The sequence below is a fragment of the Pelosinus sp. IPA-1 genome (genome assembly GCF_030269905.1).
Taxonomy (GTDB): Bacteria; Bacillota; Negativicutes; order DSM-13327; family DSM-13327; genus Pelosinus.
This window is the reverse complement of sequence record NZ_BSVC01000006.1, coordinates 177,851-192,346: the sequence shown is the minus strand read 5'-3', so window position 1 is coordinate 192,346 and position 14,496 is coordinate 177,851. Positions and strand designations below refer to the sequence as shown.

Sequence of the window (14,496 nt, the reverse complement as noted above, 5' to 3'; positions counted from 1 at the left end):
AAACCCCTCGCACTGTCTGCGAGGGGTGAAATATTCTCTATTCCTTTTTCCTAACGAGCACTCGATTGACGCGCATATTATCAGCTTCTGTAATAATAAACTCATATCCTTCGTAGGTAATCTTACGATTAACCTCTAATGGCAATTCTGTTCTAGCACAAATCCAACCGCCAAGAGTATCTACATCATCCGATTGAAGTTCTAAATCAAAAAAATCATTAAATTCTTCAATTAATATCTTTCCATCTACAATATGAGCATTGGAGTCTTGCATCTCAATTAAAGGACGCTCGTCATCAAACTCATCTTGCATTTCACCAACGATCTCTTCAAGAATATCTTTTACTGTGACAAGTCCGGCTGTGCCACCATACTCATCTACCGCAATCGCGATTTGTGACTTATTCTTTTGCATAAGTTTCAAAACAGCACTAATTTGCATATTTTCGGGTACGGCCAGTATTTCTCTCGTAATATCCTGCAATGCAGGTGCCTCCCCTAATGCGATGGGCGTAAGCAAGTCTTTAATATGAACAAAACCAATGATATCATCTTTATTGGAATCACATACTGGATAACGCGTTTTTTCCTCGCGTAATGCAATTTCTAGGTTTTCCTCATTCGATTTTTTAATGTCTAAGCATATCATATCCGTGCGGGGAATCATTATTTCGTGGGCATGTTTCTCCGCAAAATCAAATATATTGTCCATTAATGTTAATTCTGTTTGATTAATAAAACCTTGTTTATGGCTCTCTTCCATAAGGATGCGTATCTCTTGCTCTGTATGAGCAGATTCACTATCCGTTGCATGTTCAAGTCCTAAAGATTTTAGAAACTTATTTGCCGTTCCATTCATAAACCAAATAAATGGGTACATAATTTTGTAAAAACCAATTAACGGCGGTGCTGTCCACATGGTAATTTGCTCTGCTTTTTGAATTGCCAATGACTTTGGAGCTAGCTCCCCTAATATAATATGAAGGGAAGTAATGACAGAAAAGGCAATGGTAAAGGAAATCGTCTCAATTGTTTGCTCAGAAAAACCGAATACGGAGAGAATCGGCGTAAGCATCTTAGCTACTGCTGGTTCTCCTACCCAACCCAATCCAAGAGAAGCAAGAGTGATACCAAACTGACAAGCTGATAAATACGCGTCTAGGTTTTTTGTTAACCGTTGTGCAAATTTCGCTTTCAGATTTCCTTCTGAAACTAACGTTTCGATTCGACTACTCCTAACCTTAACCATAGCAAATTCAGCTGCTACAAAAAAACCATTCAATATAACTAACAATAAAACTAAAAAAATATTAAACAAGATCGACGCAGGGTCCAATAAAAGTCCCTATTATCCCCATCCTCTGGGAAAATAGGACACCTCCTCTATTTTTATATATTGTAATATTATACCACACTTCCTCTATTATTAAAAATACCGAAAAGAAAACTCTATTCCTAAGAGGAATAGAGCCGCTTTATGATTAGATTAAATCCTCATTTAAAAGGATTTTCGTTTTTGTAAAGCATAGATGCAGGCTGATTAAATGCTACATCTGACACGCCAAACATTTTCATCGCAGCATATAATACTTTGCCTGCATGCATAAAACCAACACCACCATGATGAGGGTATCGCTTTCCAATTAGTACATGCCTATAAAACCTTGCCATCTCCTTAATTGCAAAAATTCCTGTTCCCCCAAAAGTATTTGGATCCACATCAATTATTTCACCCTCGGCGACATAACTTCGCAAGGTACAATCTGCTGTACCCTGAACTCTAAAGAATGTAATATCACCAGGTCTTATCGTCCCTTCTAACGTTCCCCTTGATATATCCGGCTCCTTATCAGGTTCAAGAAGTCTTTTCATAATCAGTTGATATTTCATAGCCGCATTTTTCATGCAACTCTTTGGAGTATTACCACAGTGAAAGCCCATAAACAAATCACTAAGCTGATATCCTTCGAATTTTTCCTCATTATTATGAAACATATCCTTCGGCACTGAATTGTTTATATCAAGTAGCGTAGCAGGCAAATTCGTCGCACAGGTTATGATGTATTCACTCAACGCACCGTATATATCTGTCTCACAGGCTACAGGAATACCTTTTGCAGCCATTCTTGAGTTTACAAAACAGGGTACAAACTTAAATTGGGTCTGGAAAGCAGGCCAACATTTATTGGCAAAAACACCATATGTTGAAATTCCTATATTACTCTTCAGCCAATCAAGTAGCGTCAACTCGTATTGGGCAAGTTTCGGAAGAATACCTGGATATCCGTTCCCCTCTCCCAACTCCTCTTCCATTTCCTTTACAACTTGCGGAATTCTCGGATCATTTTCATGTTCATTAAATGAAGCATACAAATCAAGTTCAGAGTTCTCCATGATTTCTACACCAAGGTCGAATAGAGGTTTTATCGGTGTATTGCACGCTAGGAAGTCATGAGGCCTCGGTCCAAAACTAAAAATTTTCAAGTTGGAAACCCCAAGCACAACTCGTGCAATATTTTCAAAATCAGAAATAAATCCGGCAATTTCATCCGGTGTACCCACAGGATATTCCGGTATATAGGGGCTCAGCTTTCTTAACGCTAAATTATAAGATGCATTAAGCATGCCGCAATATGCATCGCCACGACCGTTTATAAGATTGGATTCTGTTTCCTCTGCAGCTGCAACAAACATGGTTGGTCCAGCAAATTTTTGGGCCAGAATCGTTTCCGGTCCTTCAGGACCAAAATTTCCAAGGTATACTACCAATGCATTTACACCTGCATTTTTAAGTTCCTCTAATGCCACTACTACATCTCTTTCATTTTCCACTGCGGCTTTTACCTCAAAAATGGCAATCTTTTTATTGTTGCATTCCTGCACAACTGCATTCCGTCTTTCTTCACTAAGTTGAACGGGAAAACAATCTCTGCTTACCGCTACAATCCCAAGTTTAACTTTTGGAATATTTATCATTTCCGAATCCTCCTCTATTAATATTACACCAGCCAAAATTTCCTTCATTACTTTTCCCACAACTTTCCTATTCGTATTAAGTTGCCTACTTCCTCCCGAATAGGGTTTCATTTTTATGTGAAAATTTATAAAATTATGTTATTTCTGTTTATTTGTTTTTTTAAAAAATATCTTACCCTTAATTTTTCATAACAAAAAAGCTTCGCATTAGCTGCGAAGCTTTGAATACTCGTGGTGCCGAGGACCGGAATCGAACCGGTACGGAGATCTCTCTCCGACGGATTTTAAGTCCGTTGCGTCTGCCAGTTCCGCCACCCCGGCATATTACTATGCCAAACTGTTAAAGGCAGTGTATGAAACTAATTTGGAGGCGGCACCCAGATTTGAACTGGGGATAAAGGTTTTGCAGACCTCTGCCTTACCACTTGGCTATGCCGCCTTAAAATGGAGCGGAAAAGGAGATTCGAACTCCCGACCCTCGCCTTGGCAAGGCGATGCTCTACCGCTGAGCTATTTCCGCAAATGGTGCCTCAAGACAGAATCGAACTGTCGACACGAGGATTTTCAGTCCTCTGCTCTACCGACTGAGCTATCGAGGCATTAAGATTAAATGGCGACCCAGATCGGATTTGAACCGACGACCTCCGCCGTGACAGGGCGGCATTCTAACCGCTAAACTACTGGGCCACTTCATTGGTCACAAAAACCATTATATAATCTTTCTTTCAACTTGTCAACTAGTTTTTAGTATTTTCTTTCGAAGTACTTTTTTCCAGCTACAAGCCTCGGCCACAGATACTATTATAGCATGTGGAGTTTTATTGTCAAGTACTTTCGTAAATAAACTTATCTATTCCTGCAATACCTTTTTAATAGTTTCAATTACTTGTATATTATCAAAAGGTTTCACAATAAAATCTGACGCACCCGCCTTAAGAGCATCTGTAATAATTGCTCGCTGTCCAAGAGCAGTAACCATAATAATTCTGACCAAAGGATCTTCTTCATGAATATGTGTTACTGCTTGTATCCCATCCATTTTAGGCATTGTAATATCCATCGTTATCAAATCCGGTTTATGTTGCCGATAAAGTTGGACAGCTTCCATTCCGTCCCCTGCTTCACCTACCACCTCATGACCATTATCCACCAGCACTCTCTTTAACATCATCCTCATAAAAGCAGAGTCATCACAGACTAATATTCTTGCCATTCGAATTGAACCTCCTACAATTAACAATCTTGATACTTAAATTCTTCATACTTTACATAATCAGTCTATTTGTGCCCTTAAACTTTCTAAGACACTCGTAAGGTTACTTGCAAGAGCTTCTTGTAAGTCATCTAAGTTATTGGCATCAAAAACAGCGGCCATAGTCGGAGTACGCCTGATACGTGTTTCTCCAAAAAACTCATCCCTAAAGATATTATAATAAATCGCTAAATTACTTTCTGTTCTAAAATCACTGTAATCTAAGATTATATAAGAACCATTGATAATTTTTATTGGTTCATCCGGCCTTATAAACAACTCAAACCCAAAGAGCTGTTGTGGCAGTTCTTTATTATATGGCCACTCAATAACTTTTTTGTCAAGAAGAATGCTATCTAAATTTTCTCTAGTAAAAGAAGCTAGGCTAGTTAAAACAGCTCTCAACCTTTCAACTAATAAGCTTTCCAGCTGCTCAATATCTCCAACAATAAAATTAACGTCATAATATTCCATCAAGCCAATTACTGTGCGAGCAAAATATTCTTTAGTTGCATGATCATACAATACTGAGAAACTCCTATGTCTCTCTTCATTTTTGTAAGTAAATATACAGTATTGTGTATCCCGCTTCTCTAATTCTAGTGTTAAAGTGAACCCTACAAATTCTTTTGGAAGTTTACCAAGCATGTTCCATGCTTGTACTTGCTCTATTATTTTTTCCATACAAAACGATACCTTTCTAATTGAAGTACTATTACGTATTCTGTATTTCCATCTAAAAACCTGCTACTTTATCACCAAATATAATAAAAATGAATATCATGTGATTAATTAATGATTAATTCGGGGGGGGAAGTATGTGAAACGTTTTATAAATTTAAAAGTAATAACCCTGCTGCTCTTAACGCTGCTTATCACCGCTTGCAGTCAAGGTACCGTTAATAAAAATACATCTACCACTGGACCTACATGGGCTCAAGGGTTATCCCCACTACCTCAGGAAACGGTAGTCAAGGTTGGCATGAAGCAGGTTGTCTCTGATGCAGGCATATTAATTGGTATGGCAAAAAATTATTATAAAGATGTTGGCATCAAGATCGAACCTGTTCAATTCAGCACCGGGCAGGAAATGATTAATCAACTAGCAGCCGGGCAACTCGACGTGGGAGCTACCGTTACATCCTCTGGCTTATTAAATGCAATGTCTCGTGACATACCAGTAAAAATCGTTGCGGATAAGGGCATTAATGTCGCTGGGCAAGGTTATTATCGTCTAGTCATCCGCAAAGACTTAGTGAATATGATTAAGGATTACAAAGACCTTCGCGATAAAAAAATTGCTATTGTTGGCACTGCCTCTCTCGACGAGATTGCTTTAGCAAGGGTTTTACAAAAAGGTGGATTAACTACAAAAGACGTTGATGTGCAAATTATTCGTTCTTTTCCTGACATGTTAGTATCCCTTGGAAACAAGAGTATCGATGCTGCTATGGTCATCGAACCTTTTGTTACACTAAGCATGAGCAAAGATCTAGCTGACCCCTGGAAAGACCCAGCGGACTATGATCCAGATGCCCAGACTGCGCTGCTAGTTTTCGGCACTAGTTTGACACAGCATCCAGACGTTGCCAATCGTTTTATGACAGCCTACATACAATCTGTACGAGACTATAATAACGCCTTTTTCAAAAATAAAAACAAAGCCGAAATTATAGACATTCTCTGCAAGTACTCTGTTATAAAAGATGCACCGTTATATGAAAAAATGTACCCTACTGGTTTAAATCCAGATGGCTACGTTCGTAAAAAAGGCATTGTCATGGATCTAGATTGGTACAAAGAAAATAATTTATTGAAATCCGATATTAAATACGAAGATGCTGTAGATAACCAGTATGTTGACTTTGCAGTTAAAACCCTAGGAAAATACCAATAACTAAAAATTTCTTTGGGAGATGAGAGCATGATAAAACAACATAATTCCACTTTATTTATTCGAATCCTCTCTGTATTATCTCCTATAACCCTTCTCTTGTTGTGGGAGCTAATGGCTCGTACTCACATCATAGATACTCGCCTGCTATCAAGTCCCAGTTTAATATTACAAGCTTTCATTCCCCTCTTGTCTTCAGGTGACTTATTGTATAATACGGCAGTCAGCGTACAAAGGGTATTGTGGGGCTTCTTAGCTGGTTCCATCCCAGGTATATTACTGGGAATAGGAATGGGCTTATCTCCACTAATCCGCTCGGCACTTGAGCCGATGATCGCTGCCACCTATCCCATTCCCAAACTCGCTTTGATGCCTTTAATCTTACTTATATTTGGCTTAGGAGAAACGTCCAAGATTTTTACAATTGCCATTGGCGTTTTCTACTTGGTTGTTATCAACACCATGGCTGGTGTACTCAGTATTGATAAAATTTATTTAGACGTTGCCCAGAATTTTGGAGCTAATCGAAAAAATTTTTATCTGACTGTCGCCTTGCCCGGTGCCTTGCCAATGATTTTTGCGGGATTAAAGCTAGGTATGGGTATGGCCCTAATTCTCATTGTCGCAGCAGAACTTTCCGCAGCAAAAGCCGGGGTGGGCTGGATGATATGGCGAGCCTATGATATGTTTGACATTGAACAAATGTTTGTAGCACTTATTACCCTATCGATTTTAGGCTATATTTTTTCTTTACTTCTGGATAAGATAGAAATTTGGTTCCTGCCCTGGAAAAAGCAAATATAAAAAGGAGATGCAGAGCATGGTTTATGAAGAAGAAAGCATCTCAGTTCGAAATCTAAAAAAATTTTTTCACACTAATTCTGGTTTGGTGACCGCCTTAGATGATATTTCCCTCTCTATTGGCAACGGAGAATTCTTCTGTATTGTTGGGCCTAGCGGATGTGGAAAAACAACATTACTCCGAATCTTAGCCGGCCTCGATGATCACTCAAGCGGCAATATTTTCATTAAAAAAAACCACGAACACCGACCAATTAATTCTATGGTATTTCAAGAACAATCTATTTTTCCCTGGATGACAGTGATTGACAATGTGTCTTATGGACTGCGCATGCGGAACATACCCAAAAAAGACCGATATGAAATAGCGCAGCACTATATTGAAATGATTGGCCTTAGTAAGTTTATTCACGCCTATCCTTCTCAATTGTCAGGCGGTATGAAGCAACGAGTTAGCGTAGCTCGCGCCTTTGCCAATGATCCCGAAATTTTATTGATGGATGAACCCTTCGGAGCCCTAGACGAACAAAATCGAATCCTTTTACAGCAAGAGTTATTACGAATTTGGGAAGAAAGCCGAAAAACGACTGTATTTATCACACATAGTATAGATGAAGCCTTGTGCCTAGGTGATAGAGTTATGGTCATGACCGCCAACCCAGGCAAGGTCAAAACTATAATAAATATTGACCTCCCCCGCCCACGAAATATATCAGATATCCGTACCTCCCTTCAATATAATCAATTATTTCAGTCCATTTGGCTCATTCTTCGCGATGAAGTTATTAATAGCAAAAATGGGCTTTCTGTGAAATAAAAATAAGTAACCTGCAAATTTGTAGGTTACTTATTTTTATTAGTCCTCCTCTAGCTTTGTTATCTTATTCCTTGGTGATGAGGACAAAGCTTCCGACATAAATTGCAATTATATACAAAGCCTCCACCCTCAGTCGTTTTTCCACAAATGCTGCGGCATTTGCGCTGTTCAATCGTGTTACCATCCAAGGCACTAACGGAACAAGCGTCTAAGCAAATCCGACAACCGGGTATACAAGCCTGATATGTTGCTAACAAGTCGGGTTCAATTTCTTCAGTGAGTAGAACCGCACCTAACAAAAGCATATTCCCAAACTGATCGTTAACCAGAAGGGTGTTTTTCCCCATTTGCCCTAATCCAGCGCGTACGGCTGCATGTTTTAACGATAGAATACCTTGCCCATGTCGCCTACTATCATCCCAATACTCATACGGCTCCGATGCTGGCACTGGGACGGCACAGCTTCCCCATTTTTCTAATTCTATTGCGATAGCAAATGTAATAGAATTTATCTTGTCAAATAATCTAGAATGGGTAAAGGTATATATGGCTTGTGAGGAAGAAATAAAAGCATTTACAGGAATGCGCGCAGCGATTACGATTACACTTTTGCACTCTTTAAGAATATCCGTCGGATGAAACCCGGAAGGTGCATCTGCAAAGCGCTCTACGGAAGCTATCCCACATAAATCTGCCCCCAGCTCTTTTACCCGGTACTTTATTTCGTCAGCACTGATGTTTTTCATTTTCCAAACCCCCATCAATTTTCTGCTTTCTGCTAGACCGTTTTTACAAATTATACTATCATAGAGTTATTAATAGGTAAAATTGATAGTATCGATGTAGTTCTTCATAAAAACTGATGGGTGGTTATAAAATGGAATTTCGCCAACTAAAAACTTTTGTTACAGTAGTCAAAATGTTGAGTTTCACCAAAGCCGCCAATGAATTAGGTTACGCCCAGTCTACCATTACCAATCAAATTCAAGCATTGGAAGAAGAGTTTTGCACAATGTTCTTTGAACGCTTGGGTAAACAAATCAAATTAACCAAAGACGGTGAACATCTCTATGCCTATGCTGAGCAAATTCTTAAACTATCAGATGAAGCTAAAGATTTAATTTCTAGTTCCCTCATTCCCAAAGGATCTCTTACCATTTGTACAGCAGAATCTCTATGCACACATCGTTTACCTGAAGTTTTCAAGACCTTTCGTGCCCGTTATCCCAACGTAGAAATCGATATTCGCTTTGATGCCTGTAGCGAATATCGAACTCATCTGAGAAAAAACACGATTGATATCGTCTTATTCCTAGATGTACCATTTAACGAAGCAGATCTTGTTACTCACATACTTTTCGAAGAACCTATGGCAGTTATCGCAGCACCAAACCATCCCTTAGCTAAAAAAACTCAGGTTCTACCGCAGGATATAAATGGTCAAGCACTTGTCTTGACTGACTTGGGATGTAGCTATCGTCGAATCTTTGAAAGTATTCTCGCACAAGCTGGTGCAAAACCAGCATCTATATTGACATTCAGTGGCAATGAAGTAATCAAGAAATTTGTTAGTGACGGCTGGGGAATCGGTTTTTTACCGCAAGTGGCGGTTAAGCAAGAAATCATATCCCAACAATTAATAGAATTGCCTTGGGCCGGTACACCGTTTAATATTCAAACTCAACTAATCTATCATAAAGATAAATGGATTTCTCCCGCCCTACGAGCTTTTATTGATATAACTCTTACAACTTTTAAAAATAGGTAGCTAAGTTATCTTTCGTTTCTTCCAAGATAACTTTCCCATATACATCTATCTCCATTAATCATTTTTAGAAGCTTATCTATAGTATTGCTTAAATGTCGCATTTTTTTCTTCGAATAGGGCAATCTTAAAAATAAACTTTATTCTTGGTGAAGGGAGAGCAATATGAGAAATGGGTCTCCACGTAGAACGCTGTTAGTAGGATTATTTCTAGCCTTATTTTTTTCTTCACTGGATCAAACTGTAGTCGGAACAGCTATGCCAAGGATTATCGGTGAGCTTGGTGGACTCAGCATAATGACCTGGGTAACAACAGCATATATGCTTACCTCGACAACAATTGTCCCTATCGCAGGTAAACTTGCAGATATATATGGCCGTCGAATTATTTATGTAACAGGTTTACTGCTGTTTATGATCGGATCTGCCCTATGTGGTACTAGTTCAACAATGCTGCAGCTAATTTTATTCCGAGCACTTCAGGGAATCGGCGGAGGTATCATGATGCCACTCGCAATGACGATTGTCGGTGATATCTTCCCTCCTGAAGAACGTGGTAAATGGCAAGGCCTTATGGGTGCTTTATTTGGATTGTCATCTGTAGTTGGGCCAACGATAGGAGGATGGATCGTAGATTACTCTTCTTGGAAATGGGTATTCTATATTAACTTACCGATAGGAATTCTTGCAACAATTACAATCTATCTTGGTTTACGTGGAGAAAAACGCCTAACAGACAAAGTCGCCATTGATTATGCAGGAATCATTACTTTAATTATAGGCACTGTCAGCCTACTTTTAGGGTTAAATCTCGGAGGCACACAGTATCCATGGCTATCATGGCAAATCCTAGGGTTAGTAGGACTTTCATTACTATCTTGGTTGTTGTTTGTTGCTTTGGAGAAAAGAGCTACCGATCCTGTATTAAGTTTGGATTTGTTTAAAAATAGGATTTTTGCAATTACTAATATAGTCGGTTTCCTCATGGGACTAGGAATGTTTGGTTCTTTAATGTTTTTACCTCTTTTTCTTCAGGGAGTCCTTGGGATAAGTGCCACAGGTTCTGGGAATACCATGTTACCCATGATGATCTCTTTAATGCTAACCAGCATAGTAGCCGGACGTTTCGCAACTAAAGTAAGTTTCCGGTCTTTCTACATACTTGGGATGGCACTAATGGCGTTAGGATTTTATCTCTTGAGTACAATGAACGTATTCACTACACAACGAACAGCGATTTATTATATAGTGATTCTTGGTGTTGGAATGGGTACTATTATGCCTATAGTTACAATTGCTGTACAAAGTGCCTTTGGAGCTGAGCAACGTGGAGTGGCAACTTCTGCTACTCAATTCTTCCGTAGCATTGGCGGTACTCTTGGCATGACTATATTAGGTTCCATCTTTAATGGCTACTCAAAAAATATCATGGAAAAAGAATTTTTCCCAAGCTTACAAAATGGTTCTGTACTATTAGGACCACTCACACCGATGTTTGAAAAGGCTCATACTGAGCCTTTGAGTTTATTTAATGTACTATTAAGTCCAGATACTGTTGCTATGATTCCACCTAACCTGCTGGGAATTTTGCTTCCACCACTTAAAACAGCGCTAGCCGATTCCCTTCATATAGTCTTTTGGGTTGCCATGTTTATATCGGTTATTGGTATTGTTATTAGCTTGCTAATGGGAGATGCCAGACTTGGAAAAAAAAGCGATAGAACTCTTATTGAAGAAGCCGGAGTTACTTTATTCACTGAAGGAATTACTCCAGAAGTAGAAATATCAGCCGAATTGGTACCCGATTTAATAGGAAATGAAAAAAAGTCTCAAAAATGAATTTTAAAGTACCCCGCCAATACGATTCGTATCGACGGGGTACTTTTTATTTATTATAAGACACTTTTATTTTTTTTGTGAAATAATGATTTAAAACTGAATTTCTTACTTTGAAGATCATCAAATAAACTATACACAACTGGTACAACGATCAATGTTAGGATGGTCGAAGTGATTAGACCACCAATAATGGCATGAGCCATAGGCGCCCGTGATTCCGCACCTGGTCCAATACCTAGTGCCAGTGGAATCATACCTACAATCATAGCTGCCGTCGTCATGATAATTGGACGCATCCGTTGTACTGCCGCTTCTACTAAAGCTTGATTACGTTCTACACCGGCAGCACGCCTTTGTTTAGCAAAGTCAATGAGCAGGATAGCATTCTTGGTTACAAGCCCCATTAGCATTATGATACCAATTAACGACATGATACTAAGGGCACTACCCATTAGCAAGAGGCCAATAATCGCACCAATAATCGCCAAAGGTAAGGCCAGCATAATCGCAAATGGATCAATATAGCTTTCGAACTGAGCAGCCAAAACAAAGAAGATAAATAATACGGCCATCGCTAGAGCCATTACCATGCCTTTAAAAGCATCATTCATCGACTGAGTTTGACCTGTTGTTACAATTTTATATCCTTCTGGCATCTTGACTTCAGTAATTTTTTTATTAAATTCTTTGTTAAATTCGCCAAGAGTGATACCATTTAAATTGGCTGAAATGGTAATCTGTTGCTGGTTATCGTAACGTTTTATTTGTGCTGCACTTGTTGCATAAACAGTATCCGTTACTTGCGAGAGAGAAACCATTACTGCTTGCCCGTTTGGTTTTCGCGCAGAGCTGGCTAGATAAACATTATCTACATCAGTTAAGCTACGACGTGCTTCTGGATCTAAGATGACTCTTACATCATAAGCATCGTCCCCCTCCTTGTACTCGGTTACTACTTTTCCGTTAAACATTGTCTGCAAAGTATCTGCTATACTTGCAGCTGAAATGCCGATATCAGCTGCTCGATCACGATTTACCACAATTTGCGCATCAGGATTCCCAGCTTCATAACTAGAGGTAACCTCTACAGCTCCCGGCACACTTGCCACAATTTGTTGCACCTGATCAGAGATAGTAGATAACGTCTCCAATTTCTGTCCTTGAATAACAATGGATACAGGCTTACCGCCTGACAATCCAGATTTCTTCGAAACACTTATATTCGCACCAGGAATCGTATTGAGTTTCTGTCTCAAATCTTCAATAATTTTGTTATCACTTATGGCGCGCTGATTTTTCGGTACTAACTGAGTCAGTATACTAATGTTGCTAGGGTTTACAACACTATAGGTCATCTTGACTTCAGGAATAGCCCGAATGATTTGTACCATGTTGTCAGACATATCACTTACCGCTTGCACGCTCATACCTGGATCAACTGTAGCGGTTACATTAATTTCCGAATTATCCGCATCAGGCACAAAGGTAGAACCGAGAAACGGCAGGAGACATAAACTGCCAAAGAACAAGGCTACTGCAACACTAATTACCTTTTTCCTTTGTTTTAATGCCTTACCTAAGAAATTACCATATTTTGCAGTTACCTCGTCAAATTTGCGGTTCCATACAAGCCAAGCTTTTCCTAATCGACTATCACCTTTAATCTCAGAATGAGCAAGGTATTTAGCTGATAACATGGGAGTTAAGGTGAAAGCGACAAATAAGGAAACCAGCACACTGGCCGCCACCGTAATACCGAATTGTTTAAAAAATTGGCCAACAATACCACTCATCATACCTACTGGTAAAAAAACAGCTACCAAGGTAAAAGTAGTTGCCATAACGGCAAGACCTATTTCAGATGTACCATCCATAGCGGCAGTAAACTTATCTTTGCCCATTTCCAGATGACGTACTATATTTTCAATTACTACGATCGCATCATCAATCAGCAGACCAACTGCAAGGGACAACGCCAAGAGGGACATAGTATTCAGTGTGAAATTGAGCAATTTCATTACAAGGAAGGATGTAATTACTGAGACAGGAATCGCAATAGCACTTATAATCGTGCTACGCCAGTTCCCCAGAAACAGAAATACGATAGCAACAGCCAAGAACCCACCCAGAACAAGGTTAAATTGAACGTCATCCACTGACTCACTAATTGTCTTCGAATTATCACGAACAACGACTAACGTAACGCCCGGTGGCAACTCTTTTTTAATACTTTCTAACTGTTTTTTTACATTATCTACAACCTGGATTGTATTACTGCCAGATTGTTTCATAATATCTAACCCAAGAGCAGGCTTATCATCGACTTTGGTGATTGTACTAACCTCTTGGGTTGTATCCTTAATTGTCGCAATATTTTTCACAAAAAATTGCACACCGTCGCGCTGACCAATCGGAATACTTAGAAACTGATTCGTGGAGGTAATATTACCTACTGCACGTAAATCCGTTTCTCGCTGCCCGTTTGTCACCTTACCTCCCGGAGAATCAACATTCTCATTTCGTAAGCTGTTTAAGACTTCGGGTACAGTAAAGCCGTAGGCAGCCATTTGGCTACCATCCAAGCGGATTTGAATTTCACGATCCAGCCCCCCTTGAACAGTAACAGATGCTACACCATTTACTGCTTTTAGACGCTTAGTTAAAAGATCATCTGCAAGCACTGTCAACTCTCTTTGGCTAAGATCTCCCATTAAGGCAATAGACATAATTGGTGTATCTGTCGGGTCAAATCGTGAAACAATTGGCGCCTTTGCATCTTGAGGTAAAGTCGCTTGAACGACACCTAATTTATCCCGGACATTCTGCGCTGCCGCATCCGCATTGGTTTCCATTGTAAACTGAATAACAGTGATGGATGAACCTTCACTTACAGTTGATGTTACATGGTCAACACCAGCCACTACACTAACCGCTTCTTCTATCTTTTGCGTTACCTTCGTTTCTACTTGTTCAGGTGCTGCACCAGGATATAGAACGGTAACAGCAACAACTGGCATTTCAACGCTAGGATACTGATCCACACTCAAAGATACATAACTAAATAAACCTAGCACTACCAATGCAAAAATCACGACGGTTGCAAATACTGGACGTTTAATACTAATTTCAGTAATATTCATAGTCTATTTCCC

General features: G+C 39.4%; 11 protein-coding genes and 5 tRNA genes. 5 read left to right on the top strand and 11 right to left on the bottom strand.

Features of this window, described 5'->3' with window-relative positions:
• Window positions 1-37: 37 nt before the first annotated feature.
• The 9 genes from QSJ81_RS15830 to QSJ81_RS15790 form a co-directional block, all read right to left on the bottom strand.
• Window positions 38-1,336 (bottom strand): hemolysin family protein, encoded by a 1,299-nt coding sequence (locus tag QSJ81_RS15830; protein ID WP_285718326.1) that lies wholly within the window; start codon window positions 1,334-1,336, stop codon window positions 38-40.
• Between the two features lie 158 nt (window positions 1,337-1,494).
• Complete coding sequence (locus QSJ81_RS15825; RefSeq protein WP_285718325.1) at window positions 1,495-2,976, bottom strand: L-fucose/L-arabinose isomerase family protein; 1,482 nt, start codon at window positions 2,974-2,976, stop codon at window positions 1,495-1,497.
• A 232-nt stretch (window positions 2,977-3,208) separates the two neighbouring features.
• A tRNA-Leu gene (locus QSJ81_RS15820) sits at window positions 3,209-3,297 on the bottom strand.
• Window positions 3,298-3,341: 44 nt separating this feature from the next.
• Window positions 3,342-3,415, bottom strand: a tRNA-Cys gene (locus QSJ81_RS15815).
• 6 nt (window positions 3,416-3,421) lie between these two features.
• A tRNA-Gly gene (locus QSJ81_RS15810) sits at window positions 3,422-3,496 on the bottom strand.
• 3 nt (window positions 3,497-3,499) lie between these two features.
• Window positions 3,500-3,575, bottom strand: a tRNA-Phe gene (locus QSJ81_RS15805).
• A gap of 12 nt (window positions 3,576-3,587) precedes the next feature.
• Window positions 3,588-3,663 (bottom strand) — tRNA-Asp (locus QSJ81_RS15800).
• Between the two features lie 163 nt (window positions 3,664-3,826).
• Window positions 3,827-4,189, bottom strand: coding sequence for a response regulator (locus tag QSJ81_RS15795; protein WP_285718324.1), 363 nt, complete (start codon window positions 4,187-4,189; stop codon window positions 3,827-3,829).
• Between the two features lie 60 nt (window positions 4,190-4,249).
• The gene (locus tag QSJ81_RS15790) at window positions 4,250-4,912 is read right to left on the bottom strand and encodes a hypothetical protein (protein WP_285718323.1); all 663 of its coding nucleotides are present in this window, start codon (window positions 4,910-4,912) and stop codon (window positions 4,250-4,252) included.
• A 136-nt stretch (window positions 4,913-5,048) separates the two neighbouring features.
• Here QSJ81_RS15790 and QSJ81_RS15785 point away from each other — a divergent pair, with 136 nt between their 5' ends.
• The 3 genes from QSJ81_RS15785 to QSJ81_RS15775 are packed head-to-tail and all read left to right on the top strand — an operon-like array spanning window position 5,049 to window position 7,740.
• Window positions 5,049-6,125 carry an ABC transporter substrate-binding protein gene (locus tag QSJ81_RS15785; RefSeq protein ID WP_285718322.1) on the top strand — a complete coding sequence of 359 codons (1,077 nt, stop codon included), beginning with the start codon at window positions 5,049-5,051 and terminating at the stop codon, window positions 6,123-6,125.
• Window positions 6,126-6,152: 27 nt separating this feature from the next.
• Complete coding sequence (locus tag QSJ81_RS15780; RefSeq protein ID WP_285718321.1) at window positions 6,153-6,926, top strand: ABC transporter permease; 774 nt, start codon at window positions 6,153-6,155, stop codon at window positions 6,924-6,926.
• A gap of 16 nt (window positions 6,927-6,942) precedes the next feature.
• A complete protein-coding gene (locus QSJ81_RS15775) occupies window positions 6,943-7,740 on the top strand; it encodes an ABC transporter ATP-binding protein (RefSeq protein WP_285718320.1) in 798 nt (265 codons plus the stop codon).
• Window positions 7,741-7,799: 59 nt separating this feature from the next.
• Here QSJ81_RS15775 and QSJ81_RS15770 read toward each other — a convergent pair whose 3' ends face one another.
• On the bottom strand, window positions 7,800-8,486 hold the full coding sequence (locus tag QSJ81_RS15770; RefSeq protein WP_285718319.1) for a hypothetical protein: 687 nt from the start codon (window positions 8,484-8,486) through the stop codon (window positions 7,800-7,802).
• Window positions 8,487-8,617: 131 nt separating this feature from the next.
• Here QSJ81_RS15770 and QSJ81_RS15765 point away from each other — a divergent pair, with 131 nt between their 5' ends.
• Both QSJ81_RS15765 and QSJ81_RS15760 read left to right on the top strand, forming a co-directional pair.
• Window positions 8,618-9,508, top strand: a complete 891-nt coding sequence (locus QSJ81_RS15765) for a LysR family transcriptional regulator (protein ID WP_285718318.1) — start codon at window positions 8,618-8,620, stop codon at window positions 9,506-9,508.
• Window positions 9,509-9,670: 162 nt separating this feature from the next.
• Window positions 9,671-11,344 carry an MDR family MFS transporter gene (locus QSJ81_RS15760; RefSeq protein ID WP_285718317.1) on the top strand — a complete coding sequence of 558 codons (1,674 nt, stop codon included), beginning with the start codon at window positions 9,671-9,673 and terminating at the stop codon, window positions 11,342-11,344.
• A gap of 53 nt (window positions 11,345-11,397) precedes the next feature.
• Here QSJ81_RS15760 and QSJ81_RS15755 read toward each other — a convergent pair whose 3' ends face one another.
• Window positions 11,398-14,484, bottom strand: a complete 3,087-nt coding sequence (locus QSJ81_RS15755; protein WP_285718316.1) for an efflux RND transporter permease subunit — start codon at window positions 14,482-14,484, stop codon at window positions 11,398-11,400.
• Window positions 14,485-14,496: the final 12 nt, after the last annotated feature.